This window comes from Acidovorax sp. GW458-11-26-14-TSB4 (assembly GCF_059423865.1).
Genome location: NZ_JBWKYR010000005.1, coordinates 1 through 25,300, shown reverse-complemented (window position 1 = coordinate 25,300; position 25,300 = coordinate 1). Strand labels below are relative to the sequence as shown.

The window sequence follows — 25,300 nt, the reverse complement described above, 5'->3', positions numbered from 1 at the left end:
AAGAAACCGGAGATCCCCGATGACCACCTCCCTGATCCTGCACCATTACCCTTCGTCCCCGTTCTCGGAAAAGATCCGCCTGGCCCTGGGCTACAAGCAACTGGCCTGGAAGTCCGTGGTCATCCCCAGCATCGCGCCCAAACCCGATGTGGTGGCGCTCACGGGCGGCTACCGCAAGACGCCGTTCCTGCAGATCGGTGCCGACATCTACTGCGACTCGGCCCTGATCTGCGACGTGCTGGAGCACGAACAGCCAGAGCCTGTGCTCTACCCGCCGCACCTGAAAGGCGTGGCGCGCGTGTTCGCGCAGTGGGCCGACACCACGCTGTTCTGGGCGGCCATGGCCTACAACCTGCAGCCCAAGGGCGCGGCGGCCATGTTCGCCAACCTGCCGCCCGCCGTGGCCCAGGCCTTTGGCGAGGATCGCCGCGAGATGAGCGCCGGCATGCAGCGCCTGCGCCCGGCCGATGCCACGGCAGCCTACCGCTCCTACCTGCGCCGCATCGCGCACATGGCCGAGGAGCATGACTTCCTGTTCGGCGCCGAGCCCTGCCTGGCCGATTTTGCCGCCTACCACCCGCTGTGGTTCACGCGCCAGTGCGTGCCGGTGATGGCCGACATCTTCAACGCCACGCCGGCGCTGCTCGAATGGATGGACCGCGTGGCCGCCCTGGGCCATGGCCGCATGGAAAAGCTCAGCGCCGAGGACGCCATCACCGTTGCCGCGGGGCTGGACCCGCTGCCGCTGGCCGACGATGTGTTCCAGGACGAGCACGGCATCCCGCTGGGTAGCCCGGTGACCATTGCCGCCGAGAGCTTTGGCACCGAACCCACCGAAGGCGAGCTGATCGCCGCCACGCGCACGCGCTACACCCTGCGCCGCACCGACCCGCGCGCAGGCACGGTGCACGTGCATTTCCCCCGTATTGGCTACACCTTGCGCAAGGCAGAGAAAGCAAGCACATGATCGACGATTTCAAGGGCAAGACGGCCGTACTCACCGGCGCAGGCTCAGGCTTCGGCCTCGAATGCGCGCGCATCGGCGCGCGCCTGGGCATGAACCTGGTGCTGGTGGACGTGCAGCAGGACGCGCTCGACGCCGCAACCGCCGAGGCGCAGGCAGCAGGCGCCCAGGTGCTGGCGCGCAAGGTGGATGTATCCAGTGCCGCGCAGATGGAGCAGCTCGCGGTGGATGTGGAGCAGCGCTTCGGTGCACCGCACCTGGTGTTCAACAACGCCGGTGTGGGCGCGGGCGGCCTGGTCTGGGAAAACTCCGTCAAGGACTGGGAATGGGTGCTGGGTGTGAACCTCTGGGGCGTGATCCACGGTGTGCGCCTGTTCACACCCATGATGCTCGCCGCCGCCAAGAAGGACCCGGCCTGGCGCGGCCACATCGTCAACACGGCCAGCATGGCCGGCCTGCTCGATGCGCCCAACATGGGCGTCTACAACGTGAGCAAGCACGCCGTGGTGAGCCTGTCCGAAACCCTTTACCAGGACCTGGCCCTGGTGACCGACCAGGTCAGCGCCAGCGTGCTGTGCCCCTTCTTCGTGCCCACGGGCATCAGCCAGAGCCACCGCAACCGCCCGGGCGACCTGCCGGCCGAAAAGCCCACGCGCAGCCAGCTCATCGGCCAGGCCATGACCGACAAGGCCGTGGGCAGCGGCAAGGTGACGGCGGCCGAGGTGGCGCAGAAGGTGTTCGATGCGGCCGCAGAGCGCCAGTTCTATATCTACAGCCACCCCAAGGCGATTGCCTCGGTGCAGACGCGCATGGAAGACATCATGCTCATGCGCAATCCCACCGATCCGTTCGCGGGCAAGCCCGAGATCGGCGCCCAGCTCAAGGCCGCACTGCGTGCAGACTGAAAAGCGCGGGCCATCGGCCGCCCAGGGCTTTGCGCTGTTCGCCACGTCGGTGGGGCACTGCGGCATCGCCTGGGATGGCGCTGTGCTGATGGGCGTGCAACTGCCCGAGGATGCGGGGGAGGAACACACCCGCGCGCGCATGCAGCAGCGCTTTCCGGGCGCACCCGAGTCGCCCATGCCGCCCCAGGTGGCCGCCTGGGCGGCCCGCGTGGTGGCCCTGCTCGCGGGTGCGCACGACGATCTGCTCGATGTGCCGCTGGCCACCGAGGGCGTGCCGCCCTTCAATGCCCGCGTCTACGAATTGGCCCGGCGCATACCGCCCGGCAAGACCATGACCTATGGCGAGATGGCCGCCGCCCTGGGCGAGCCCGGTGCCGCGCGCGCCGTGGGCCAGGCGCTGGGGCATAACCCGTTTGCACCGGTGGTGCCGTGCCACCGCATCCTGGCCGCAGGCGGCAAGACGGGCGGCTTCTCGGCCGGCGGCGGGGCGGCCACCAAGATGCGCATGCTGGAGATCGAGGGCGCTTTCGCCCACGACACGCTGGCGCTGTTTGCGCCCAGGGATTAACCGCGCTTTTTCAGCAGTGCAGAGCCCCCGCTGGCCATGGCCAGGTCGTGCGTGGTGTTCAGCAGCGCAGGGCCCAGGGCCTGCATGCGCTCGGGCGTCAGGCGCACCAGCGGGCCGGCGATGGTCACCACCCCCAGCACCGTGCCGTTGCCCCGGCGGATGGGCGCGGCCATGGCCGTCATGGCCGGGGCGAAGACTTCCACGATGGTGCTGAAGCCCTGCTGCCGCGCCGTGCGCAGGTAGGCCAGCAGTTCCTTGACCGTGGTGGGGGCGTTCGGGCCATAGTCCTCGGGCTTGCCGAAACCCTGGCGTGCCACCAGGGCCAGGGCCTCCTCGTCGCTCATGGTGGACAGCCAGGCATGGCCGGCCGAACTGCACGAGAGATTGACCGACAGGCCCATGTCGGGATCGTAGCGCAGGCCGCGCACGGCGCCCTGGGCCTTGGCCACGAAGGTCAGTTCGTCCCCGTTCACCACGGCCAGCCGCACCAGCTCGCCGGATTCGACCGCGAGGCGGTCGAGCAGGGGCTGGGCGATGTCCACCACGCCCGTGGCGCTCAGGTGCGACAGGCCCAGTGACACCAGCTTGATGGTGAGCGTGTAGTTGCCCTGGCTGTGGTCCTGGCGCACATAGCCGCAGCGCACCAGCTCGGCCAGCAGGCGGTGCGTGGCGCTCAGCGGCATGTCCAGTTCGGACGCCAGGCTCGACAGGGCCTTGCCCTCGGGGTGCGGGGCCAGGTGCTCCAGCACTTTGAAGCTGCGTTCGAGGATGCTGCTCATGGCGGGTTCTTTCTATCTTTCCCGGCAATGTACCAAAAATTGTTAAAGGGTTTCTACTATGGAAAGAGTTTCCACTTTTTAACTACGATCTCTTCCCATGGCGCAACCGGTGTTCCGGATGCATGTCCCTGGTCCGACTTTTGATGGAGATCCTCCCGTGAGAAAAACTGCCTGCCTCCTGGCCGCCGCCGGCCTGTCCCTGCTGATGACCGCGCTGCCCGCTGCCGCGCAGCAGGAGCGTGTGATCCGCTTCGGCCACCTGAACAACGCCGACCACCCGGTGAGCTTTGGCGTCAAGCGCTTTGGCGAGCTGCTGGCGGCCAAGAGCGGTGGCAAGCTCAAGGTGCAGGAGTTCCCGGCCTCGCAGCTGGGCAATGAGCTGCAGCAGCAGTCGGCCCTGCAGGGCGGGGTGCAGCAGATGTCGGCGCCGGCCACGACCTCGCTGGCCGGCATCGTCAAGGAATTCGGGCTGGTGGACTTTCCGTTCGCCGTGGCCAACTTCGCCCAGGCCGATGCCCTGCTCGACGGCCCGCTGGGCCAGGCGCTGATCGCCAAGCTGCCCGAGAAGGGGTTGGTGGCCCTGGGCTACTGGGACCTGGGATTTCGCAACGTGACCAACAGCAAGCGCGCCATCACCAAGGCCGATGACTTCGATGGCCTCAAGCTGCGCGTGATCCCCAACCCGGTGTTCCTGGAGACCTTCAAGGCCTTCAAGGCCAACCCCGTGCCCATGCCGTTCGCCGAGCTGTATGGCGCGCTCGAATCCAAGGCCGTGGACGGCCAGGAGAACCCCTACGCCGTGATCCTGTCGAACAAGATGTTCGAGGTGCAGAAGTACGTGAGCGCCACCAACCACGTGTATGCCGCCAACATCGTTCTCGTGAGCAAGAAGTTCTGGGACCAGCTGTCTCCCGCCGAGCAGAAGATGATGCACGAGGCCGCCGACGAAACGCGCGGCTACCAGCGCCAGGTCAGCCGCGCCGCTGCGCAGAAGGCCGTGGGCGACCTGCAGGCCAAGGGCATGGCCTACAACGAGATCGCCCCGGCCGAGCTGGCCCGCATGCAACAGATCGCCAAGCCCGTGAGCGACAAGTTCGCCGCGACCTATGACCAAGCCATCGTCAAGCTCTACAACGACGAACTCGCACGCATCCGCAAATAAGTCCCACGGTTTCGCACCACCATGAAAATCCTTGTCCTCCACGGCCCCAACCTGAACCTGTTCGGCCGCCGCGAACCCCATATCTACGGCACCACCACGCTTGCGCAGATCAACGAGCGGCTGCAGACGCTGGCTGGCGAACTCGGTGTCGAGCTGGACATCCTGCAGTCCAACCACGAGGGCGTGCTGATCGACTTCCTGCACGCCAATATCGACGCCGCTCAGGGCGCGCTGGTGAACCCCGCAGGCCTCACGCAGCATGGCGTGCCGCTGCACGATGCGATCAAGGCCATGCCCTTCCCGGTGATCGAGGTGCACATGTCCAACATCGCCGCGCGCGAGGCCTGGCGTGCGCACTCCATCATCTCGCCGGCCGTCAAGGCCACGGTGCAGGGCTTCGGCCCGCACTCCTACCTGGCGGCGCTGCGCTCGCTGGTGGAAAGCCTGCGCGAAGCTGCCGCGAAGTAAGGTCTGGGTGCGGTTTTTCCCTTCTGCAATTTCCCATCACAAGAGAAAACTACATGAATAGATGGATAGACCGCGCCTGCCGTGGCCTGGAGGCAGTGATCGCCGCCATGCTGGCGCTGATGGTGGTGCTGGTGTTCGGCAACGTGGTGCTGCGCTATGGCTTCAATTCCGGCATCACCGTGTCGGAAGAGGTGTCGCGCTGGCTCTTCATCTGGATGACCTTCCTGGGTGCCATCGTCGCGCTGCGCGAGCATGGCCACCTGGGGGTGGACATGGTCGTGCAGCGCCTGCCGGCGGCGGGCAAGAAGGCCTGCTTGGCCCTTGGGCACGGGGTGATGCTCTATATCGTCTGGCTGCTGTTCCAGGGCAGCCTGGCGCAGGCGCGCATCAACTGGGATGTGACGGCGCCGACCACGGGGGCTTCGATGGCCATCGTCTATGCGGCGGGCCTGGTGTTCGCGGTGTGCGCGGCGCTGATCCTGGCCATCGACCTGTACCGCCTGCTCAGCGGCCAGATCGCCGATGAGGACCTGGTGATGGTGCAGGAATCGGAAGAAGCGGTGCAGTTGCAGCAGATCCTGGGCAACGCTGGTGCCGATGCGTCCCGTGGCAAGGAGGGCGCGCGATGACCATCTTCGTCTTTGTCGGTTCGCTGCTGCTGGCCATGGCCATGGGCATCCCGATCGCGTTTTCGCTGCTGGCCAGCGGCGTGGCGCTGATGTGGCACCTGGACCTGTTCGACGCGCAGATCCTGGCGCAGAACCTGATCGGCGGGGCCGACAGCTTTCCGCTGCTGGCCGTGCCCTTCTTCATGCTGGCCGGCGAGATCATGAACGTGGGCGGCCTGTCGCGCCGCATCGTGGACTTCGCGCTGGCCCTGGTGGGCCATGTGAAGGGCGGGCTGGGCTATGTGACCATCATGGCCGGCTGCCTGCTGTCGGCCCTGTCGGGTTCGGCCGTGGCCGATGCGGCGGCGCTCACCGCGCTGCTGCTGCCCATGATGGTCAAGGCCGGGCACGACAAGCCGCGTGCCGGCGGGCTGATCGCGGCCACCGGCGTCATCGGCCCGGTGATCCCGCCGAGCATCGGCCTGGTCATCTTCGGGGTGGCGGCCAATGTGTCGATCTCCAAGCTGTTCCTCGCGGCCATCGTGCCGGGCATCCTGATCGGCGCCGCGCTGTGGCTGACCTGGGCCTTCCTGGTGCGGCGCGAGAAGATCGTGCCGCCACCGCGCAAGTCGGCTGCCGAGATCTTCACGGCCCTGCGCAAGGCGCTGTGGGCGCTGATGCTGCCGGTGATCATCCTCGTGGGCCTGCGCATGGGGGTGTTCACCCCCACCGAAGCGGCCGTGGTGGCTGCGGTGTACGCACTCTTCGTCTCGGCCGTCATCTACCGCGAGATCAGCTGGCGCGACCTCTACGGCATCTTCGTGGCCGCCGCCAAGACCAGCGCCATCGTGATGTTCCTGATCGCCGCGGCCATGGTCAGCGCCTGGCTCATCACCGTAGCGGATCTGCCGTCCAAGGTGGTGGGGCTGCTGCAGCCCTTCATGGACAACAAGATCCTGCTGATGGCGGCCATCATGGTGCTGGTGATGGCCGTGGGCACTGCCATGGACATGACACCCACCATCCTGATCCTCACCCCCGTGCTGATGCCGGTGGTGAACGCCGCAGGCATCGATCCGGTCTACTTCGGCGTGATGTTCATCATCAACAACTCCATCGGCCTCGTGACGCCGCCCGTGGGCACGGTGCTCAATGTAGTGGCGGGGGTGGGCAAGATGTCAATGGACGACGTGACCAAGGGTGTGGTGCCCTTCATGATCGCGGAGTTCGCCATCATGTTCCTGATGGTGATCTTCCCCTGGCTGGTGACCTGGCCGGCCAAGCTGTTCCACGGGTAGTGCGCGGTCGGGCTTGCGGGTGCCGGCCTCGGTCAGTCTCGTCTTCGATCACGACGGCGACGGGGGCCGGGCTGGCCATGCAGGTGCGTCTTTGGGGGGGAGGGGAGGCCTGCGGGCATCGGCGCCCGGCGGTTCATGCTCTATTGATCGGTATAGGTACGGACCAGGCGGAAGTGCAGCTTGCTGTACTTCGCTGCGTCGGAGCGGATGTCACCGGTCTCCAGGTCCACGGCAAAGCGCTGGTTCACGCGTGTGGAGTCCAGGCTTTCACCGCCTTGCCCCTGGCGCTGGGCCCGCTCCACGTTGCCGTAGTTGTACTGGTTGCCCGCGAGGCCCCCCTGCACGTTGGTGTTGGAGGCCCAGTGCCAGCCCGAGGGCGCGGCCGGGAACAGCCGGGCATCGAGCCCGGGCGTGCTGGCCGACTTGTCGACCAGGCGGCGCAGTTCGGCGGCGCGTGGCAGGCGCCAGGGCAGGTTCTCGGCCTTCCAGCGCGCCTGGGCATGGGCCAGGGCCTGGGCATAGTCCAGCTCCAGCGGCGTGCCGGTGCAGGTCTTGCCGTTCCATTGCATGCCTTCCACGCAGCGCGGCCAGGCCAGCCTGGCGCGGGTGTCCACCACCAGGCTGCCGTCGGGCGAGAGCGCCAGGGCCACTGCGGGCTCGGTAGTCGCCTGCGCCCGGACCGCCATGGGGGCCGCGAGGCAGGCAAGGGCCAGCGCCAGGCTGCGGGTGGGGAAAAAGTGCGTCATACAGCCCGATGTTCGCACGAAGTGCGCACGCTGCCGGCGGTCAGGGGTGCTACAGTGCGTCGCGCCCTTGCGGCCTGTGCGGCCGGCGCTCTCATTTTTCATCATCCAGGCTGCCCTGACGAGGAACCCGTACCGATGCGACCGGACCGCCAGCCGCTCATCCGCCAGTTGTTCGACGACTACATCGCGCTGTACTCCACGCGCGATGAGCGCCTGATCGCGCGCCTGAGCACCCAGTTCAGCGGCTATGCCAGCCGCAGTGACCGCCTGGTGCACACCCGCAGCGAGTGGGTGGGCGCCATCCTGCAGGACTTTGCGCTGGTGCCGCAGCACATGCGCATCGAGGTGCTGGACCTGTGCCTGCAGGACCTGGCCGAGGACGTGGTCTCGGCCACGGCGCTGGTGCATGTGCGTGGCCCCGATGCGGGCGAGACGCCGGCCGGCCAGGTGCCGGTGGCGCGCCTGGTGCTGGTGTTCCGCCTGGAAGGCGCGGAGTGGAAGATCGTGCACAGCGGCACCTCGGTGCCTTCGGGACCCCTGCCGCAGGCCAGCGCCTCGGCGGCCATGGCGCGCCTGCAGTCCGAGCACCGCATGCTCCAGGCCCAACTCCAGGAGAGCACGCGTGCTTTGGCCGAGGCGCAGCAGCGCATCGACGCCATGGACCGCACCGACAGCCTCACCGGCCTGGGCAACCGGCGCCAGTTCGACCATGTGCTGCAGCAGGCCTGGGAGCGCGCCCAGCGGGCTGCCACGCCGCTGGCCCTGGTGCTGCTGGAAGTGGATGCGCTGCGCCACTTCATGGACCGCCATGGCCACCTGGCGGGAGATGCCTGCCTGAAGACCATCGCCCTCACGCTCACCCAACTGGTGCAGGAGCGCCCCGGTAGCCTGGTGGCCCGGTTTGCGGGCGATGCCTTTGCCCTGCTGCTGCCGGGCGCCAGCGCCGATGAGGCGCATGTCCTGGCCGAAGCGGCCGTGGTGGCCGTGCGCACGCTGGCGTTGCCGCACGAAGGCTCGGCCCTGGGTCGGGTCAGCATGGGCGGTGGCGTGGCGCAGGTGGCTCCGGTGCGCGACCAGCGCCACGACGAACTGGTGCGCGCTGCCAGTGCGGCCCTGGCCCGTGCACGGCAGGCCGGTGGCAACCGCGTAGAGCCGCAGCACGACTGACTCCGGGCCTGCCTACCCTGAAAGCGGCTCCGACGGTAGTAAAGGGTCTTTACAAAAAGCCGCGACAATGGCGGCCATGCATTCTTCCGGTTTCTTCAAGATGGCCCTGGTCCTGGGCCTGCTCTCGGCCATTGGCCCATTCGCGATCGACATGTACCTGCCTGCGCTGCCCGAGATCGGGGCCAGCCTGGGTGCCTCGGTGGGCGCCGTGCAGTGGAGCCTCACGGCCTTCTTCCTCTCGCTGGGGGCGGGCCAGTTGCTCTATGGCCCGGTGTCGGACATGGTGGGCCGCAAGCCGCCGATGTACTTTGGCCTGGCGCTGTTCACCTTGGCCAGCGTGGGCTGCGCCCTGGCCACCGACATCGAGACCCTGGTGGCGCTGCGCTTCGTGCAGGGCCTGGGCGCGGCGGCGGGCATGGCGATCCCGCGTGCCGTGGTGCGCGACCTGCATACGGGCACCGATGCGGCGCGGCTGATGTCGCTGCTGATGCTGGTGTTCAGCGTCTCGCCCATCCTGGCGCCGCTGGCGGGCAGCGGTTTGATCGCGCTGGCCGGCTGGCGTGGCGTCTTCTGGGCCGTGGCGATTGCCGCCGTTGCAGGCCTGGCGCTGGTGTATGCCAGCCTGGGCGAGACGCGGCCCGCCGAGGACCGGGTGGAGAGCAGCCTGGGCGGCGCCCTGCGCGCCTATGGCCTGCTGCTGCGCGACTGGCATTACCTGGGCCTGGTATTCATCGGCGGCTGCGCCATGGCGGGCTTTTTCGTCTACCTGGCGGGCTCGCCCTTCGTGCTGATCAACCACTACGGCCTCACCCCGACGCAGTACAGCCTGGCGTTCTCGGTCAACGCGGCAGCCTTCATCGGCACTTCGCAGTTCACGGCGGCGCTGGGCGAGCGCTTTGGCCTGGTGCGTCTGGTCAAGGTGGCGGCCACGGGCTCGGGCATGGTCATGGTGGCCATGCTGTCCTACTACCTGCTGGGTGGTGACCAGCTCGCGGTGCTCATCGGCCTGTATTTCGTGGCCAGTGCGCTCATGGGGCTCGTGATCCCGACCACCTCGGTGCTGGCACTGGAAAAGCACGGTGCCATTGCGGGCACGGCCTCGGCGCTGCTGGGCACGCTGCAGATGCTGACCGGTGCGGCGGCCATGGGCATCGTGGGCCTGTTCGCCAACGGAAGGCCGCTGCCCATGGTGGTGGGCATGGCCACGGGCGCCCTGGTGGGCGTGGCGCTGGCCTGGATCACGCTGGCGGGGCACGGCGACCCGGTGCCGGCTGCGGCCAAGGCCTGATCACCCCTTTCGGGGCGTTGGCGGCTGTGCGGCCACCCGCTCGGCCAGGGTGCGGATGGTGCGGGGCGCCGAGCCCTCGGCATGGTTGCTGATGCAGACGTAGGCGTTCTGGCCCGCGCCGGTCACGCCGGTGATCAGGCGCGCCAGCGCCTCATGGTTCTCCGGATCGGGGTGGTGCACCCTGTCGAAGGGCTCGTAGAGCTTTTCCGCCTCTTCGTAGCCGTAGGGGCCGTGCACGGTGTTGAGCATCCAGCGGCAGACCAGGGGGCCGGGCCACAGCGCGCGCAGCATGGGCAACTGCTCGGCCAGCGGCGGCATCTTGGGGTGCAGGTCGATGCAGTAGGTGGCGCCGGCCTCGCGCAGCACGGCGGCGAAGTCGGGGCCTATCCAATGCTCGCGCACCCATTCGGGGTCGCGCACCTCCACGGCCAGGATGCCGTCGGGCGCGATGGGCGCCACTTTGGGCTGGGCCAGCAGCAGGGCGCGCAGGCGCTGCAGCACCTCGGGCAGGCGGTCGAGCTGGTCCATGGGCAGGGGGCTGAGCTGGAACACCAGCGCCCCCACCTTGTGGCCCAGGCCCTGCAGCGCAGGTTCGACGAACTCGGTGCGCGCCAGGTCGGCATCGAGGAAGGCGGGGTTGGGCTCGCGCCCCCGGCCGTCCTCGCTGCGCACCAGGGCGTCGGTCACCAGGCTCGGGGCCTTGACCACGAACCGGAAGTCGTCGGGCACCTGGCTCGCGTAGCGCTCGTACTGGCTCACGGTGAGCGGGCGGTAGAAGCTGCGGTCGATGCTCACCGTGCGCAACAGCGGGTGCTGGGCGTAGATGGGCAGGCCGTTCTTGGAGAGCTGGGCTTCGGAGTGCTCACCCTCCCAGACCAGGCCCTTCCAGCCCGGGTAGGTCCAGGTGGAGGTGCCCAGGCGCAGATTGCGTGGCAGTTGGTCCGCCAGCGCCTGCAGCGCCTGGTCCTGCGGCTGGGCGGCGACACCGATGCCCTTTTTCTTTTTGGGCGGCGCCACCTCTGCGGGTGGGGCCACTGGAGCCGGAGGGGGCGGCGGTGGCGGCGGGCCGCCGAACAGATCGTCCTGGATGCTGCTGCTCATGCCAGCGGGGCGGCCGCCGCGGGCTGCAGCGGCTCCTCGATGGCATCGGCCGCCTCTTCGTTGAGGGCGCGGCCTTCGCGCTGGGGTTGGGTGAGGGGCGTGGGAATCCACTTGTTGCCCTGGAAGAAGTTGCGCGCGCCGTCCTGGTCGCCGGCCAGCTCCAGCTGCAGGCGCTCGGCATCGCGGGCGCGGATGCTGTCTGCCACCTCGGCTGCCTCTTCGGGGTCCACACCCAGGGTTTCCAGCGCCTGCATGCCGAAGCCCATGGCCGACTCGAAGGTCTCCCGCATCTGGTAGTCCACGCCCAGGCGCAGCAGCTCGATGGCGTGCTGCCGGTCGAAGGCGCGGGCCAGCACGGGGATCAGCGGGCACTCGTGCTTGAGCAGCTCCACGATGTGGGTGGTGGTCTTGGCATCGTCGGTGCAGACCAGGATGGACTTGGCGTGGTGCGCGCCGCTGGCGTGCAGTACGTCCAGGCGCGTGCCGTCGCCGTAGTAGACCTTGAAGCCGAACTTCGCGGCCGCCCGGATCATGTCGGTGTCGTTCTCGATGATGGCGATGTCCACCCCGCGCGCCAGCAAAAGCTGGCTGGCGATCTGCGCGAAGCGGCCGAAGCCGATGATGAGCACCGTGCCCTGGAGGCCGTCGGCGGCCTCGATGCCGTCCATGTCCTGCGCGGGCTCGGGCGGCATGAGCCAGCGCAGCGAGAGCACGGCCAGCGGCGTGAGCGCCATGGAGATGATCACTGCGGCGGTAAGCACGGCGTTCATGCGCGCCTCCACGATGCCGGCGCTGGCTGCGGCCGAGTACAGCACGAAGGCGAATTCGCCGCCCTGGGCCATGAGCATGGTGCGCTGCAGGGCCTCGCCATGCGCGGCCTTGGTGAAGCGCGCCACGGCATACACGCCGATGCCCTTGATGGCCATGCAGGCCACCACGCCGCCCAGCAGCAGCGTCCAGTTCTGCAGCACCAGCGGGATGTCGAGCGCCATGCCCACGCCCATGAAGAACAGGCCCAGCAGGATGCCGCGGAACGGCTCCACATCGGCTTCGAGCTGGTGGCGGAAGGTGGATTCGGAGAGCATCACGCCCGCGGCGAAGGCGCCCATGGCCATGGACAGCCCGCCCCACTGCATGGCCAGCGCCGCGCCCAGCACCACCAGCAGGGCGGCGGCGGTCATCACCTCACGCGCCTTGGAGCGGGCCAGCACGCTGAACAGGGGGTTGAGCAGCCAGCGGCTCACGGCCACGAGCCCGGCCACGGCCGCCAGGGCCACGCCCACGGTGACCCAGCGCGAGACGGCCTCGCCCGCCGGTGCGGGCGACAGGAAGGCCACGATGGCCAGGAGCGGCACGATGGCCAGGTCTTCGAGCAGCAGGATGGAGACGATGCGCTGGCCGCGGGGGGTGGAGGTGTCGCCGCTCTCGTCGAGCAACTGCATCACGATGGCGGTGGACGAGAGCACGAAGCCCGAGGCTGCGATGAAGGCCACCGCTGTCGACAGCCCCGCCAGCACGCCCGTGGCGGTGAGCAGGGCAATGCACACCAGCACCTGGGCCAGGCCCAGCCCGAAGATCTGGCGGCGCAGGTTCCACAGCCGGGTGGGCTGCATCTCCAGCCCGATGACGAAGAGGAACATCACCACCCCGAGCTCGGCCACGTGCAGGATGGTCTGCGCATCGCTGAAGAAGCCCAGGCCGAAGGGGCCGATGGCCAGGCCGGCGGCCAGGTAGCCGAGTACCGAGCCCAGGCCCAGCCGCTTGAACAGGGGGACGGCGATGACGCCAGCGGCCAGCAGCACGACGACTTTGACGAGTTCGGTGCCTGATTCAGCAGCGGCCATGGGGACTCCGGGACAAACGGGAAACAAAACGGGCGATTCCCGGGATGGTAGCGCCATCCAGGCCCTTGGCCGCCTTCAGGAGCTGGAGAACAGGCCGCCTTCGTCCAGCAGCTCGTAGGCAATCTCGGGGCGCTGGTCCATGCCCTTCTTGATCGCGGCGGGAATCGCCTGGCGCGTTTTGCGGCACAGGCCGGGCTGCTCGTGCACCAGGATGGCGATGCCGCGCAGGGTGCGTACCTCGTTGGGGCTGAGGCTGATGGCGATGCGTATGCCCAGTTGCTGCTCCATGCGTTCCTGCATGCGGCGCAGGTCGGAGAGGCTAGAGATGTTCTCCAGCCGGGTGACCAGTTTTTTCTCTTCCGCTTGGGTCAGCTGCAGGATGCGGGTGTCGCCGCCCGGGCCCTGGATCAGTGCCTCCCGCTCGCAGACACAGGCGCCGGGCGGGCATTCCGTGCGGACGGGGAAGGGCAGGGTCGTCATGAACAAGGCGTGCAGGCAGGCGGTGCCTGCATTCTAGGGATGTCCGGCCTTTTCAACCGAAGGCCAGGGCATTGCCCCGGCTGTTACCAAAAGTGCCTGTGGCAAACTCCCGCGCTTCGCGTATTTTTTCGAGTTTCAGAGAGTTTGCCCACCCATGCAGCAGATCGTCCGGCAGTTGGCCGCAGAAATCAAAGTCAGTGAATCCCAGGTGCGTGCAGCGGTGGAGCTGCTGGACGGGGGCGCCACGGTGCCCTTCATCGCCCGCTACCGCAAGGAAGTGACGGGCGGGCTCGACGACATCCAGCTGCGTGAGCTGGAGGCGCGCCTGTCCTACCTGCGCGAGCTGGAAGACCGCCGCGTGGCCGTGCTCAAGAGCATCGACGAGCAGGGCAAGCTGACCGACGCGCTGCGCGCGGCCATTGCCGCCGCGCCGACCAAGCAGGAGCTCGAAGACATATACCTGCCCTTCAAGCAAAAGCGCCGCACCAAGGGCCAGATGGCGCGCGAGTTCGGCATCGAGCCCCTGGCCGACAAGCTGTTTGCCGACCCCACGCTGGACCCGGCGGCCGAGGCCGCTGCGTACACCAAGCCGCCCGAAGTGCTGGACGACGGCAAGACGGGCGCCGATTTCTCCACCGTGCCGGCCGTTCTGGACGGTGTGCGCGACATCCTGTCGGAGCGCTGGGCCGAAGACGCCGTGCTGGTGCAGTCGCTGCGCGAATGGCTGTGGGCCGAGGGCCTGCTGCGCAGCAAGAAGATCGACGGCAAGAACGAGAATGACCCCGAGGTCTCCAAGTTCCGCGACTACTTCGAGTATGACGAGCCCATCGGCCGCGTGCCCTCGCACCGCGCGCTGGCCGTGTTCCGCGGCCGTGCGCTCGAAATCCTGGAGGGCAAGCTGGTGCTGCCGGTGGAGCCCGAGCCGGGCAAGCCCAGCATCGCCGAAGGCAAGATCGCCCTGCACCTGGGCTGGAGCCATGCCGGCCGTCCGGCCGACGACCTGCTGCGCAAGTGCGTGGCCTGGACCTGGCGTGTGAAGCTGAGCCTGTCGACCGAGCGCGACCTGTTCGCCCGCCTGCGCGACGAGGCCGAGAAGGTCGCCATCAAGGTGTTCGCCGACAACCTGCGCGACCTGTTGCTGGCCGCGCCGGCCGGCCCGCGCGTGGTGATGGGGCTGGACCCGGGCATCCGCACCGGCGTGAAGGTGGCCGTGGTGGATGCCACGGGCAAGCTGGTGGAGACGGCCACGGTATACCCGCACGAGCCGCGCCGCGACTGGGAGGGCTCGCTGCACACGCTGGCCAAGCTGGCCGACAAGCATGGCGTGAACCTGATCGCCATCGGCAACGGCACGGCCAGCCGCGAGACCGACAAGCTGGCGGCCGACCTGATCAAGCTGGCGGCCAAGGCCGAGCGCGTGATCGAGAAGGTGGTGGTGAGCGAGGCCGGCGCCTCGGTCTACTCCGCCAGCGAATACGCCTCGCAGGAGATGCCCGATGTGGACGTGAGCCTGCGCGGCGCCGCCAGCATTGCGCGCCGCCTGCAGGACCCGCTGGCCGAGCTGGTCAAGATCGACCCCAAGAGCATCGGCGTGGGCCAGTACCAGCACGACGTGAACCAGAGCGAGCTGGCCCGCACCCTGGGCACCGTGGTCGAGGACTGCGTGAACTCCGTGGGTGTGGACCTGAACACGGCGAGCGTGCCGCTGCTGTCGCGCGTGTCGGGCCTGTCGGCCAGCGTGGCCAAGGCCGTGGTGCGCTGGCGCGAGGCCAATGGCGCCTTCAAGAGCCGCAAGCAGCTCATGGACGTGGCCGGCCTGGGTGCCAAGACCTTCGAGCAGAGCGCGGGCTTTCTGCGCATCCGCGGCGGTGAGAACCCGCTGGACATGACCGGCGTGCACCCTGAGACCTACCCCGTGGTCGAGCAGATCATGGAAAAGACCGGCAAGCCGGTGGCCGAGATCATGGGCCGCAGCGACATGCTCAAGACCCTGAAGCCCGAGCTCTTTGCCAACGAGAAGTTCGGCGTCATCACCGTCAAGGACATCCTGGGCGAGCTCGAAAAACCGGGCCGCGACCCACGCCCGGACTTCAAGGTGGCGCGATTCAACGATGGCGTGGAGGACATCAAGGACCTCAAGGAAGGCATGGTCCTGGAGGGCACGGTGAGCAACGTGGCCCAGTTCGGCGCCTTCGTGGACCTGGGCGTGCACCAGGACGGCCTGGTGCACGTGAGCCAGCTGGCACACAAGTTCGTGAACGACGCACGCGAAGTGGTCAAGACCGGCGACATCGTCAAGGTCAAGGTCATGGAGGTGGATGTGGAGCGCAAGCGCATCGGCCTGTCGATGAAGCTCGGCGATGCCCCGCCGCGCCAGGGCGGCGACCGCGGTGGCTACCGCGACAACCGCTTCGAGAGCGCGGGGCGTGGACAGCAGCAGGGAGGGCGCCGCGCGCCCGAGCCGGCGCAGCAATCGGCCATGGCTTCGGCCTTCGCCAAGCTGCAACAGACCAAGAGCCGCTGACATCGCACCGTTCTGACCGCTGGTACGGCCACAGGCGCCGTCCGTGCAGGTAAGACTGCATGGCAAAAATGGGTGATGGGCCGGGGCTGCGGGCAGCGCCATAATCGGCGCTTGTCCCACCAGAGGCCCTGCCACCCATGGAGTTGAATGCACTGCTGGCACAGCCGGCGGCCCTGCCCAGTCTGCCGCGCACCGTTGCGCTGCTGATGAGCGAGCTGGCCCAGCCCGAGCCCAGCCTGCGGCGCATGAACCAGCTCTTTGGCACCGATCCGGCCCTGGCCGCGCGCCTGCTGGAGCTGGCCAACTCCCCGGCCTTCCAGATGCCGCGCCAGATCGCCGGCATCCCCCAGGCCCTGGCCCTGCTGGGCACTGGCCAGTTGCGCACCCTGGTCACTTCCGCGCCGCTGGGCACCACGTCGCGCTCCGTGCCCGGCATCAACATGCAGCAGTTCTGGCGCTACAGCCTGAACACGGCCAAGCTCTCGCGCTCGCTGGCGGGCCTGGTGCACCACGACCAGATCGCGGCCTACACGGCGGGCCTGCTGCACGGCCTGGGAGAACTCGTGATCCACCTGGCCGATCCCGAGAAGGCCCATTCGGTCAACACCCTGGTGGCGCCGCTGGACATGCGCCGCAGCAAGGTGGAGCAGCGCATCTTCGGCTACTGCTATGCCAATGTGTCTGCTGGGCTGGCACGCCGCTGGCAACTGCCCGAAGTGGTGGTCGATGCGCTGCAGTACCAGGACGCGCCGTTCGAGAACAAGGCCTACGAGCCGCTGGCCGGCGTGATCCACCTGGCCTCCTGGCGCGCGCGGGCGCGCGAAGCCGGGCTCAACGAGAACGAGCTCGCCGTCTCCTTCCCGGGCGAAGTGGGGTTGGTGCTGGGCCTGGACATCGACATGGTGCTGCAGCAGGACCCCATCGACTGGAACGTACGCCCCGAGGCCGCCGCCGATTACGTGGTCTGAACCACGGGCCTCGCTCTGGGACAATGCAGGGCATGAAAGCACTGCGCATCCACGCGGGCCCCCGCGCCCGCCAGCACCTCGAACAGCACGGCCTGCAAGCGGGCGATGTGCGTGTGATCCCCGCGGCGGCCGGCGGCCCCAAGGGCCTGGTCCTCGGCCCGCTGGACCGTTTCCTGTTTGGCGAGTGGCTGGCCGCATCCAGCCAGCCGGTGCACCTGGTGGGTGCCTCCATTGGCGCCTGGCGCATGGCCACGGCCTGCCTGGGGTCTTCGGTGGCGGCCTTCGAGCGGCTGGAGCACGACTACATCCACCAGAGCTATGAGCTGCCGCCGGGCAAGAAGCGGCCTTCGGCATCGCATGTCAGCGAACGCTTTGGCCAGAACCTCGAAGCCTTCTACGGCGGGCGGATCGGGGAGGTGCTGAGCCACCCGCGCTTTCACCTGCACATCGTCACCTCGCGCGGCCGGCATGTGCTGGCGCGCGAACACCGTGTGGGCACGCCGCTCGGCTACCTCGGGGCTTTCCTGAGCAACACGTTGCACCGCAAGGCCCTGGCCGCCTGGCTGGAGCGTGTGGTGTTCTCGTCGCCGGATGCAGGCCTGGCAACCGGTGCGGCCCTGCCTTTCGGGACGGCCGACTTCCGCACGCGCCAGGTACAGCTCACCGAGCAGAACTTCATGCCGGCGCTGCAGGCAAGTTGCTCGATTCCGTTCGTGCTGCAGGCCGTGCACGACATTCCGGGCGCGCCACGCGGCGCTTACTGGGATGGCGGCATCACCGACTACCACCTGCACCTGGGCTACCACCAGGCCCCGATGGCGCAGGTGGTCGAAGGCGCGGCCCGGGCCGGCGGCGGCCTGGTGCTGTACCCGCACTTTCAGCAGCAGGTGGTGCCGGGCTGGCTGGACAAGGGGCTCAAGTGGCGCCACCGTTCCACCAGCGCGCTCGATTCCATGGTGGTGCTGTCACCCCACCCCGAATGGGTGCGTGCGCTGCCCAACAGCAAGCTGCCGGACCGCAACGACTTCACCCACTACGGCCTGGACAGTGCGGCCCGCGCCAAGGCCTGGCTGGCCGCCACGTCGGCCAGCCGCCAACTTGCCGACGAGTTTGCACAGTGGCTGCAGCGGCCGGACATGGCGGCCGTGCAGCCCCTGTAGTCAGCGGGCCGCCGTGGTGGGTGCTGCTGCCGCCGCGGCCGCCGGGGCCTGGGCGGCGTGCCGGGGTGGGGCCTGCTCGTAGGCCCGGGTCCATGCCAGTACCTCGTGCGCAGGCATGGGCGGCGCAATGCCGAAACCCTGCGCGCGTTCGCAACCCAGTGCCAGCAGCTTGTCGCCATGGGCCGGTGTTTCCACGCCTTCGGCAATCACGTGGCGGTTGAAGGCCTGGGCCAGGGTGATGACGGCGGTGACCAGCGTCAGGTCGTCCTCGTCGTGCAGGATGCCGCGCACGAAAGACTGGTCGATCTTGATGCTCTCCGCCGGCAAGCGCTTGAGGTAGGACAGCGACGAGAAGCCGGTGCCGAAGTCGTCCAGCGCAAAGCGCACGCCCAGTGCCTGGCAGCTGCGCATCATGCTGCGCATGTAGTGCATGTCCTGCAGCGCGGCGGATTCGAGGATCTCGAGTTCGAGCTGGGCGGGGGACACTTCCGGGCAGGTGAGCAGCAGGTCCTTGAGCCGGTCCACGAAATCGGGCCGGTGGAAGTGCTGTGCAGCGATGTTCACGCTGACCTCCCATTGCACGCCCGCCAGGCTCCACTGCCGCATCTGGGACAGGGCTTCCTGCAGCACCCATTCCCCGAGTTCGGCCACGGCCTGCGCATCTTCCAGCAAGGGCAGCACATGCTGCGGGCCGAGCAGTCCCTGTTCGGGGTGCTGCCAGCGCAGCAGCGCCTCCATGCCCAGCACCTCGCCGGTGCGCAGGTTGACCTTGGGCTGGTAGTACAGGCGCATCTCGCCGGCCTGCAGGCCCTGTGCCACCCGGGTCTGCTGCGAGTGCTGGGTCTGCACCGCATGGTCGAGCTGCACGTCGAACAGGTGCATGCGGTTGCGGCCCGAGCGTTTGGCCTGGCACATGGCCTGGTCGGCCTGGCGCAGCAGGGTGTCGGGGTTCACGTCGGCCTGCGGAAACACGGCCACGCCGATGCTGGCGGTGGTGTGCAGCACGCGGTCGTCGATGGCATAGGGCTCGGCCAGCTGCTGCATGAGCTGGCGCACATGCTCCTCGATGGCGGGCACGTCGACCTGGTGGTTGAGCAGCAGCACGAACTCGTCGCCGCCCAGGCGCGCCGCGGCATTGCTGCCCGTGGCAAAGGCGTTCAGGCGCTGGGCCACCTCCTTGAGCAGGCGGTCGCCGACGCGGTGGCCGTGGGTGGCGTTGATGGCTTGGAAATGGTCCAGGTCCAGCATGCACACGGCCAGCAGGGTCGGGCTGCGGCCGGTGACGAACAGGGCGTGCGTGAGCCGCTCGGCCAGGGAAGCGCGGTTGAGCAGGCCGGTCAGGGCGTCGTGCCGTGCGTGCCAGGAGATCTGGTGGCGCAAATGGCTGGCCTCCGTCACATCACGGAACACCAGCACGCAGCCCGAGGCGCGCCCGCTGCCCTGGCGGATGGCCGACGCGGTGTAGGCGATGGCATAGCGCTCGCCCGAGCGGTGCAGCAGCACTTCCTGCACGGCAGGGCGGTTGGGCGTGCCCACGGCGGCATCGCCGGTGGCCCGGGTGGCCGCCTGGCTGGCCGGTTGCTCGTAGAGGCGGAACACGTCGTCCAGCAGTTCCCCCACGGCCTGCTCGGCGGTGTAGCCGGTCATGAGCTGGGCGGCTTCATTGATGGTCTCGATGCAGCCGGCCAGGTCGGTGGTGATGACACCATCGCCGATGGAGGCCAGCGTGACCTGGGCCCGGTCCTTCTCGTTGCGCAGGGCCTGCTCGGCCCGCTTGCGCTCGGTGATGTCCACCAGCGTGCCCACGGTGCCAGCCACCGAGCCGTTCATGCTGGTGAACGGCGCCTCGTAGTAGGCCATGGTGCGCGCCAACTGGCCAGGCGGCTGTACCAGCACCTCGTTGTCCTGCGACATGGCCAGCTCCCGGGACTGGGCCGGTGACAGCAGGTGCGGCGCCGTGAGGCCCGGGAACATGCCCTGGCCCGGCAGGCCGGGGTCACCGTTCTGGAACAGCCGCTGCCAGGCGCGGTTGGCGTCGATGAAGGTGCCGTCGGCCTCGCGCACGAACACCGGCAGGGGCAGGGCGTCGATGAGCTGGCGCGTGAAGTGCAACTGCTCGCTCTGCAGCTGCTGGGTCTCGCGCAGAGAGTGCACCAGCGATTGCACCTTGCCCGCCATGTCGTTGAAGGTGTGGGCCACGGCGCGCGATTCCAGCGCGCCCTGGATGTCCATGCGCGTGTCCAGGTGCCCCTGGCGGAAGCGGTCCGTGGCCTCGGTCAGGCGGCGCAGCATGCGGGCATTGGCGCGCAGGATCAGGGTCAGCAGGAACAGGATGGTGAAGATGTTCAGCGCCGAGATGCGCGCCTGCACCACCACGGTCTTCCACACCCGGTCCACCAGGATGCCGGGATCGGCGGTGACCGTGAGCACGCCGGTGCGACCGTCGGCAAAGGCCTGGCCGAAGCGCTGTGCGGGCGGGGCGATGTCCAGGAGATCGGCAAACCAGGCCGGGGCCTGCATGCCCAGGGGTGGCGCCGTCCACTGCAGGGGCGCCTGGCCCGGCACCTGCCACAGCAGCGACTGTACGGCCGGGCCGAAGCGGGTGGGTGTGGCCTGCAGCACGCGGGCCGCCGATTCGCGCTGGGCCGGGTCCAGGGCCACCAGGGTGGGGAGCAGGTTGTCGCCCACGCGCGCGAGTTCGGCCACGGCGCGGTCGTGGGCTTCCTGCTCCTCAAGCGATACCAGTTGCTGGTAGCGCACGGCCACGACCGCCACGATGATCGCCAGGATCGCGAGGTACAGCCGGGGGGTGGTTCCCTGCGTCAGCCAGGCCCTGAATTTTTCTGCGCGCATGGATGGATCAGCCAGTCATTGCATGGAATGGATGAAAGAAAGAGCGCACGCAGCACCGCCATGGGCTGGCGCCAGCCGGTTTCGGGTGGCGCGCCAAGGGCCCGGCCTGCGCGCCGGCCATGCACTCCCACCATGCATGCCGCTCGCTCAGCAGTGGCAACGGGGCCTGGCGCTCTGCAGCACCGGCCTGTTAATTATTTTGTTAATTATTGTTTGACAGACAGCAGTTTAGCTGCACGGACGCTGAACGCGCCCCGCCCGTATGGGGGAGGCTCTGGCGGGGCGTGGCTGCGCGGGCCACTGCCCCCTGCCTCCTTGGAGCTGGCACGGCCAGGGGGCCGTGCCTTGCGGGGCGGCTACAACGACTGCACGAGCATGTCCCGGTATTCTTCGGGCGTGGCGATGCGTGGGTTGGTCTTGTGGCAGTGGTCGGCCATGGCGCCCTTGATGATGTCGTCGAACATGCTCTCGGTCACGCCCATGGCCGCGAGGCCTGTGGGCAGGCCCAGGCGCGCGCTCATGTCGCGGATGGCCTCGGGAATATCGCCTGCACTGCCCAGGCCCATGGCGTGGGCCATGCGTTCCAGGCGCTTGTCCTTCTGCACCGATTCGGCCTGTGCATTGAAGCGCACCACGGCCGGCAGGAACATGGCGTTGAGCGTGCCATGGTGCAGGCGCGGGTTCACACCGCCCAGGCTGTGGCTGAGCGAGTGCACGGCGCCCAGGCCCTTCTGGAAGGCCATGGCGCCCTGCATGCTGGCGCTCATCATGTGCAGGCGCGCGTCTCGGTCGCCACCGTTGCGCGTGGCCGGCCCGATGTGGGCCCAGCCGCGTGTGAGGCCATCGAGCGCTATGCCGTCGGCCGGCGGGTTGAACGCGGCGGACATGAAGGTCTCCATGCAGTGCGCGATGGCGTCCATGCCCGTGGCGGCCGTGAGTGCAGGCGGCAGGCCCAGTGTGAGTTCGGGGTCGCAGATGGCGGTCTTGGGCACCAGGTTCCAGGAGTGGAAGCCGAGCTTGCGGTGGTCGTCCACGATGATGATGGCGCCGCGCGCCACCTCGCTGCCGGTGCCGCTGGTGGTGGGCACGGCGATCAGCGGCGCGGCGCGTTCGGTGATGCGCGGCGAGCCGCCCTCGATGGTGGCGTAGTGGGTGAGCGGGCCTTCGTGCGTGGCTGCAATCGCAATGCCCTTGGCGCAGTCGATGGCCGAGCCGCCGCCCACGGCGATCAGGCCATCGCAGCCCTGGGCCTTGTAGACCTCGACCGCGGCGCGCACGGCCGCTTCGGTGGGGTTGGCGGGGGTCTGGTCGAACACTGCCACGGGCAGGCCCGTGAGCGCGTCCAGCGCCTTTTGCAGCACGCCCGCAGCCTTGACGCCAGGGTCCGTCACCACCAGCGGGCGGGTGATGCCCACGCGCTCGCATTCCTGCTGGAGCAGCTTCACGGCGCCGAACTCGAACTGGATCTGGGTGACGTAGTAAATGAAGGCCATGGCTTTGTAAGGATGCGTTTACGATATCTGGCGGGTTCCGAACAATGTACAACCGGGAGACACCCATGACCCTGAAGCAAACCCTCATCGCCGCCACTTTGTTCGTCACGTGCGTGACAGCGGTGCAGGCCGATTGCCTGACCGATGCGCAGGCCGCCGAGCTGCTCGCGCACTACGTGGCGCGCACCCCAGCCCCGAATCCGGAGAACCTGTCGGACGCCGATGGCGCCTGCACACGCGGCAAGTTCAACCAGCTGCTGGCGCAGCGCATGGGCAAGGTCGTGGGCTACAAGGCAGGCCTCACCAACCCGGCGGTGCAAAAACGCTTCAACACCGACAAGCCCGTGTGGGGCAAGCTCTACGAAGGCATGGTGCTGCCAAACGGCGCCAGCGTGGAGGCCGCCTTCGGCGCCCGCGCGCTGTACGAGGCCGACATGCTGGTGCGCGTGAAGAGCGCGGCCATCAACCACGCCAGGACGCCCGAGGAGGTGCTGGACGCCATCGACCAGGTCATCCCCTTCATCGAGCTGCCCGACCTGATGGTGCAGGCGCCGCCCCAGCTCAACGGTGCCGGTGTCACGGCCATCAACGTGGGCGCGCGCCTGGGCGTTGCGGGTGCGCCGCTGCCGGTGCCGGCCTACCGGGGCGAGCGCTACGCGCTGCTCAAGGCCCTTGCCGAGATGAATGTCTCGCTCACCGATGGCACTGGCGCACGCCTGGGCGGTGGCAAGGGCAGCGATATCCTCGAGCATCCGCTCAATGCCGTCACCTGGCTGGCCGCTGCCTTGCAGAAAGAGGGCATCACCCTGCAGCCGGGCGACCTGGTGAGCCTGGGCTCGTTCTCGGCGCTGCTGCCGCCCAGGGCCGGCCTGTCGGTCACCGCCACCTACGACGGCTTGCCGGGTGCCGCGCCAGTACGCGTGACCTTCAAGTAGTTTTCTTCTTCATCGTCCCTGAGAGAGCCTTTGCGTTGACCGATCTGCATATCCATGCCCACCGCCTGACCCCCCAGATGCGCAGCGTGCTCGAGCGCATGGCGCGCGCGGGCCACCCCCCGCTGTACACCCGCAGCCCGCAGGACGCGCGCACCGCCTATGCGGCCGGCGCCGATGTGCTCGAGGTCCCGAAGGCCCAACTGCCCCGGGTGGAGGACTTCACCATTCCCGCGCGCGACGGCCATGCGCTGCCGGCGCGGTTGTATGCGCCTTCGACCGGCGCACCGTTGCCCGTGCTGCTGTACACGCATGGCGGTGGCTTCACCATCGGCAGCATCGGCACGCACGATATCCTGTGCCGAGAGCTGGCGCGACTGGCAGGCTGCATGGTGGTCTCGCTCGACTACCGGCTGGCGCCCGAGCACCGCTTTCCCACCGCCACCAACGATGCCTGGGATGCGCTGGTCTGGCTGCATGCCAACGCCACCCGCCTGGGCGCTGACCCGGCGTGCATGGCGGTGGGCGGCGACAGCGCAGGCGGCACCCTGGCCACGGTGAACGCCATCCTCGCACGCGATGCGGGCCTGCCGCTGGCGCTGCAGCTGCTGATCTACCCAGGTTGCGCGGCGCACCAGGACACGCCCTCGCACACCCGCTTCGCGAGCGGCCTGGTGCTCGACGAGCCGGCCATCACCTGGTTCTTCGGCCAGTACGTGACCAGCCGAGAGCAGCGCCAGGACTGGCGCTTTGCGCCCCTGCATGCCGACGACGTGGAGGGCGTGGCCCCCGCGTGGATCGGCCTGGCCGAGTGCGACCCGCTGGTGGATGAAGGCGTGGACTATGCCGACAAGCTGCGTGCGGCCGGCGTGGCCGTGGACCTGGAGATCTACCGCGGCGTGACGCACGAATTCATCAAGATGGGCCGCGCCATTCCCGAGGCGCGAAAGGCCCATGCCGACGCGGCGCGCGCGCTGCGCCAGGCCTTTTCATTGGAATGAGAGGCAACAGCTATGCAACGTCGTGATTTCCGCTGCTTCCACCGCCTGCGTGTGCGCTGGGCCGAAGTGGACATGCAGAAGATCGTGTTCAACGGCCACTACCTGATGTACATCGACAACGCGATGTCCGAGTACTGGCGCGCGTTGGGCCTGCCCTACGACGCCAGCATGCACGCGCTGCAGGGCGAGATGTTCGTGAAGAAGGCCAGCCTCGAATACCACGCCTCGGCGCGCATGGACGACACGCTGGACGTGGGCATGCGGTGCGCGCGCGTGGGCAACTCCTCGTGTGTCTTCGAGGCCGGCATCTTCGGCGGTGAGCGCCTGCTGGTGTCGGGTGAGCTGGTGTACGTGTTCGCTGATCCGGTGGCGCAGAAGTCGCGCCCCGTTCCCCAGGCGCTGCGCGACATCATCACGGCCTTCGAGGCCGGTGAGGACACGGCCGAAGTCAAGACCGGCGACTGGAATGCGCTGGGCCGTGATGCGGGCCGATTGCGCACCGCTGTGTTCGTCACGGAGCAGGGCATTCCCGCCGAGATCGAAGCCGATGCGCTTGATGCCACTGCGCGCCATGCGGTGGTCTACAACCGGCTGGAGCAGGCGATTGCTACGGGGCGGTTGTTGCAGGAGGCACCTGGGGTTGGGCGGATTGGGCGGCTGGCGGTGGACCGATCGGTGCGGGGGGCTCTTTGGGGACGCAAGGTGTTGGATGTCCTGGTCGATGCTTCGCGGGCCCGTGGGGACCGGGAGGTGCAGTTGCATGCGGTGTGCAGTGCTGAGGGGTTTTATCGGCGGGCTGGGTTTTCGGTGGTGGGGGAGCCTTATGAGGAGGCGGGGATTGCGCATATCGTTATGGCGCGGTGGTTCTGATTTTTTGGGGTTGTCGCTTCGCTTTGATGCTTCTTGCCTGGGTGGAGGGCGGAGGCCGGGATGTGCGCCCGGCGGCGCAGTAACTTTCTCTTGGGCCGCCAAGAGAAAGTCACCAAAGAGA

Annotated in this window: 22 protein-coding genes; 15 read left to right on the top strand and 7 right to left on the bottom strand. The window is 68.3% G+C overall.

Annotation, left to right across the window (positions count from 1 at the left end; genetic code table 11):
• The first annotated feature begins 19 nt into the window (after positions 1-19).
• From AC07X5_RS12625 to AC07X5_RS12615, 3 genes are read left to right on the top strand one after another with little or no spacing between them, the layout of a single operon-like run.
• Positions 20-967 carry a glutathione S-transferase family protein gene (locus AC07X5_RS12625; RefSeq protein WP_409960567.1) on the top strand — a complete coding sequence of 316 codons (948 nt, stop codon included), beginning with the start codon at positions 20-22 and terminating at the stop codon, positions 965-967.
• A complete protein-coding gene (locus AC07X5_RS12620) occupies positions 964-1,869 on the top strand; it encodes an SDR family oxidoreductase (RefSeq protein ID WP_494770449.1) in 906 nt (301 codons plus the stop codon). The genes AC07X5_RS12625 and AC07X5_RS12620 overlap by 4 nt, the downstream gene beginning before the upstream one ends.
• Positions 1,859-2,437: a methylated-DNA--[protein]-cysteine S-methyltransferase gene (locus AC07X5_RS12615; protein WP_409960569.1), complete on the top strand. Its 579-nt coding sequence runs from the start codon at positions 1,859-1,861 to the stop codon at positions 2,435-2,437. The genes AC07X5_RS12620 and AC07X5_RS12615 overlap by 11 nt, the downstream gene beginning before the upstream one ends.
• Here AC07X5_RS12615 and AC07X5_RS12610 read toward each other — a convergent pair.
• A complete protein-coding gene (locus AC07X5_RS12610; RefSeq protein ID WP_494770448.1) occupies positions 2,434-3,216 on the bottom strand; it encodes an IclR family transcriptional regulator in 783 nt (260 codons plus the stop codon). The genes AC07X5_RS12615 and AC07X5_RS12610 overlap by 4 nt on opposite strands.
• A gap of 205 nt (positions 3,217-3,421) precedes the next feature.
• On the opposite strand from AC07X5_RS12610, the gene AC07X5_RS12605 reads away from it, so the two are divergent.
• Genes AC07X5_RS12605 through AC07X5_RS12590 form a run of 4 tightly spaced genes read left to right on the top strand, consistent with a single transcriptional unit; the run spans position 3,422 to position 6,752 of the window.
• Positions 3,422-4,378, top strand: coding sequence for a TRAP transporter substrate-binding protein (locus AC07X5_RS12605; protein WP_409960585.1), 957 nt, complete (start codon positions 3,422-3,424; stop codon positions 4,376-4,378).
• Positions 4,379-4,399: 21 nt separating this feature from the next.
• Positions 4,400-4,846: a type II 3-dehydroquinate dehydratase gene (locus AC07X5_RS12600; protein ID WP_494770447.1), complete on the top strand. Its 447-nt coding sequence runs from the start codon at positions 4,400-4,402 to the stop codon at positions 4,844-4,846.
• A gap of 53 nt (positions 4,847-4,899) precedes the next feature.
• Positions 4,900-5,475: a TRAP transporter small permease gene (locus AC07X5_RS12595; RefSeq protein ID WP_494770446.1), complete on the top strand. Its 576-nt coding sequence runs from the start codon at positions 4,900-4,902 to the stop codon at positions 5,473-5,475.
• On the top strand, positions 5,472-6,752 hold the full coding sequence (locus AC07X5_RS12590; RefSeq protein ID WP_494770445.1) for a TRAP transporter large permease: 1,281 nt from the start codon (positions 5,472-5,474) through the stop codon (positions 6,750-6,752). The genes AC07X5_RS12595 and AC07X5_RS12590 overlap by 4 nt, the downstream gene beginning before the upstream one ends.
• A 140-nt stretch (positions 6,753-6,892) precedes the next feature.
• Here the strand turns inward: AC07X5_RS12590 and AC07X5_RS12585 are convergent, their stop codons facing one another.
• Complete coding sequence (locus AC07X5_RS12585; RefSeq protein ID WP_494770444.1) at positions 6,893-7,498, bottom strand: Lcl C-terminal domain-containing protein; 606 nt, start codon at positions 7,496-7,498, stop codon at positions 6,893-6,895.
• A gap of 135 nt (positions 7,499-7,633) precedes the next feature.
• Between AC07X5_RS12585 and AC07X5_RS12580 the strand changes: the two genes are divergently transcribed.
• Positions 7,634-8,665 (top strand): GGDEF domain-containing protein, encoded by a 1,032-nt coding sequence (locus tag AC07X5_RS12580; protein ID WP_494770443.1) that lies wholly within the window; start codon positions 7,634-7,636, stop codon positions 8,663-8,665.
• Positions 8,666-8,741: 76 nt separating this feature from the next.
• A complete protein-coding gene (locus AC07X5_RS12575; protein ID WP_494770442.1) occupies positions 8,742-9,953 on the top strand; it encodes a multidrug effflux MFS transporter in 1,212 nt (403 codons plus the stop codon).
• Here AC07X5_RS12575 and AC07X5_RS12570 read toward each other — a convergent pair whose 3' ends face one another.
• The 3 genes from AC07X5_RS12570 to AC07X5_RS12560 all read right to left on the bottom strand — a co-directional run bounded on the left by AC07X5_RS12570 (position 9,954) and on the right by AC07X5_RS12560 (position 13,378).
• Positions 9,954-11,054, bottom strand: coding sequence for a DUF72 domain-containing protein (locus AC07X5_RS12570; RefSeq protein WP_494770441.1), 1,101 nt, complete (start codon positions 11,052-11,054; stop codon positions 9,954-9,956). It lies immediately after the preceding gene.
• Complete coding sequence (locus tag AC07X5_RS12565; RefSeq protein ID WP_494770440.1) at positions 11,051-12,898, bottom strand: monovalent cation:proton antiporter-2 (CPA2) family protein; 1,848 nt, start codon at positions 12,896-12,898, stop codon at positions 11,051-11,053. The genes AC07X5_RS12570 and AC07X5_RS12565 overlap by 4 nt, the downstream gene beginning before the upstream one ends.
• Before the next feature lie 75 nt (positions 12,899-12,973).
• Positions 12,974-13,378: a hypothetical protein gene (locus tag AC07X5_RS12560; protein WP_494770439.1), complete on the bottom strand. Its 405-nt coding sequence runs from the start codon at positions 13,376-13,378 to the stop codon at positions 12,974-12,976.
• A gap of 154 nt (positions 13,379-13,532) precedes the next feature.
• Between AC07X5_RS12560 and AC07X5_RS12555 the strand changes: the two genes are divergently transcribed.
• The 3 genes from AC07X5_RS12555 to AC07X5_RS12545 all read left to right on the top strand — a co-directional run bounded on the left by AC07X5_RS12555 (position 13,533) and on the right by AC07X5_RS12545 (position 18,030).
• Positions 13,533-15,902: a Tex family protein gene (locus AC07X5_RS12555; RefSeq protein ID WP_494770438.1), complete on the top strand. Its 2,370-nt coding sequence runs from the start codon at positions 13,533-13,535 to the stop codon at positions 15,900-15,902.
• Between the two features lie 137 nt (positions 15,903-16,039).
• Positions 16,040-16,870 (top strand): HDOD domain-containing protein, encoded by an 831-nt coding sequence (locus AC07X5_RS12550; protein ID WP_409960581.1) that lies wholly within the window; start codon positions 16,040-16,042, stop codon positions 16,868-16,870.
• A gap of 32 nt (positions 16,871-16,902) precedes the next feature.
• Positions 16,903-18,030, top strand: a complete 1,128-nt coding sequence (locus AC07X5_RS12545) for a patatin-like phospholipase family protein (RefSeq protein WP_494770437.1) — start codon at positions 16,903-16,905, stop codon at positions 18,028-18,030.
• Here the strand turns inward: AC07X5_RS12545 and AC07X5_RS12540 are convergent, their stop codons facing one another.
• Together AC07X5_RS12540 and gbd are read right to left on the bottom strand one after the other, a co-directional pair.
• Entirely contained in the window at positions 18,031-20,883 is a 2,853-nt protein-coding gene (locus AC07X5_RS12540) for an EAL domain-containing protein (protein ID WP_494770436.1), read from the bottom strand.
• Between the two features lie 356 nt (positions 20,884-21,239).
• Positions 21,240-22,376 (bottom strand): 4-hydroxybutyrate dehydrogenase, encoded by a 1,137-nt coding sequence (gbd, locus tag AC07X5_RS12535; protein ID WP_494770435.1) that lies wholly within the window; start codon positions 22,374-22,376, stop codon positions 21,240-21,242.
• 65 nt (positions 22,377-22,441) lie between these two features.
• On the opposite strand from gbd, the gene AC07X5_RS12530 reads away from it, so the two are divergent.
• The 3 genes from AC07X5_RS12530 (at position 22,442) to AC07X5_RS12520 (ending at position 25,179) form a co-directional block, all read left to right on the top strand.
• The gene (locus AC07X5_RS12530) at positions 22,442-23,311 is read left to right on the top strand and encodes a 2-keto-4-pentenoate hydratase (protein WP_494770434.1); all 870 of its coding nucleotides are present in this window, start codon (positions 22,442-22,444) and stop codon (positions 23,309-23,311) included.
• A gap of 77 nt (positions 23,312-23,388) precedes the next feature.
• Positions 23,389-24,309 carry an alpha/beta hydrolase gene (locus tag AC07X5_RS12525; protein ID WP_494770681.1) on the top strand — a complete coding sequence of 307 codons (921 nt, stop codon included), beginning with the start codon at positions 23,389-23,391 and terminating at the stop codon, positions 24,307-24,309.
• A gap of 12 nt (positions 24,310-24,321) precedes the next feature.
• On the top strand, positions 24,322-25,179 hold the full coding sequence (locus tag AC07X5_RS12520; protein ID WP_494770433.1) for a YbgC/FadM family acyl-CoA thioesterase: 858 nt from the start codon (positions 24,322-24,324) through the stop codon (positions 25,177-25,179).
• Positions 25,180-25,300: the final 121 nt, after the last annotated feature.

Bases quoted from the DNA above. Each gene is read 5' to 3' on its own strand.
- AC07X5_RS12625 (WP_409960567.1), top strand. From the start codon at position 20: ATGACCACCTCCCTGATCCTGCACCATTACCCTTCGTCCCCGTTCTCG.
- AC07X5_RS12620 (WP_494770449.1), top strand. From the start codon at position 964: ATGATCGACGATTTCAAGGGCAAGACGGCCGTACTCACCGGCGCAGGC.
- AC07X5_RS12610 (WP_494770448.1), bottom strand. From the start codon at position 3,216: ATGAGCAGCATCCTCGAACGCAGCTTCAAAGTGCTGGAGCACCTGGCC.
- AC07X5_RS12605 (WP_409960585.1), top strand. From the start codon at position 3,422: ATGACCGCGCTGCCCGCTGCCGCGCAGCAGGAGCGTGTGATCCGCTTC.
- AC07X5_RS12600 (WP_494770447.1), top strand. From the start codon at position 4,400: ATGAAAATCCTTGTCCTCCACGGCCCCAACCTGAACCTGTTCGGCCGC.
- AC07X5_RS12595 (WP_494770446.1), top strand. From the start codon at position 4,900: ATGAATAGATGGATAGACCGCGCCTGCCGTGGCCTGGAGGCAGTGATC.
- AC07X5_RS12590 (WP_494770445.1), top strand. From the start codon at position 5,472: ATGACCATCTTCGTCTTTGTCGGTTCGCTGCTGCTGGCCATGGCCATG.
- AC07X5_RS12585 (WP_494770444.1), bottom strand. From the start codon at position 7,498: ATGACGCACTTTTTCCCCACCCGCAGCCTGGCGCTGGCCCTTGCCTGC.
- AC07X5_RS12580 (WP_494770443.1), top strand. From the start codon at position 7,634: ATGCGACCGGACCGCCAGCCGCTCATCCGCCAGTTGTTCGACGACTAC.
- AC07X5_RS12575 (WP_494770442.1), top strand. From the start codon at position 8,742: ATGCATTCTTCCGGTTTCTTCAAGATGGCCCTGGTCCTGGGCCTGCTC.
- AC07X5_RS12570 (WP_494770441.1), bottom strand. From the start codon at position 11,054: ATGAGCAGCAGCATCCAGGACGATCTGTTCGGCGGCCCGCCGCCACCG.
- AC07X5_RS12565 (WP_494770440.1), bottom strand. From the start codon at position 12,898: ATGGCCGCTGCTGAATCAGGCACCGAACTCGTCAAAGTCGTCGTGCTG.
- AC07X5_RS12560 (WP_494770439.1), bottom strand. From the start codon at position 13,378: ATGACGACCCTGCCCTTCCCCGTCCGCACGGAATGCCCGCCCGGCGCC.
- AC07X5_RS12555 (WP_494770438.1), top strand. From the start codon at position 13,533: ATGCAGCAGATCGTCCGGCAGTTGGCCGCAGAAATCAAAGTCAGTGAA.
- AC07X5_RS12550 (WP_409960581.1), top strand. From the start codon at position 16,040: ATGGAGTTGAATGCACTGCTGGCACAGCCGGCGGCCCTGCCCAGTCTG.
- AC07X5_RS12545 (WP_494770437.1), top strand. From the start codon at position 16,903: ATGAAAGCACTGCGCATCCACGCGGGCCCCCGCGCCCGCCAGCACCTC.
- AC07X5_RS12540 (WP_494770436.1), bottom strand. From the start codon at position 20,883: ATGCGCGCAGAAAAATTCAGGGCCTGGCTGACGCAGGGAACCACCCCC.
- gbd (WP_494770435.1), bottom strand. From the start codon at position 22,376: ATGGCCTTCATTTACTACGTCACCCAGATCCAGTTCGAGTTCGGCGCC.
- AC07X5_RS12530 (WP_494770434.1), top strand. From the start codon at position 22,442: ATGACCCTGAAGCAAACCCTCATCGCCGCCACTTTGTTCGTCACGTGC.
- AC07X5_RS12525 (WP_494770681.1), top strand. From the start codon at position 23,389: ATGCGCAGCGTGCTCGAGCGCATGGCGCGCGCGGGCCACCCCCCGCTG.
- AC07X5_RS12520 (WP_494770433.1), top strand. From the start codon at position 24,322: ATGCAACGTCGTGATTTCCGCTGCTTCCACCGCCTGCGTGTGCGCTGG.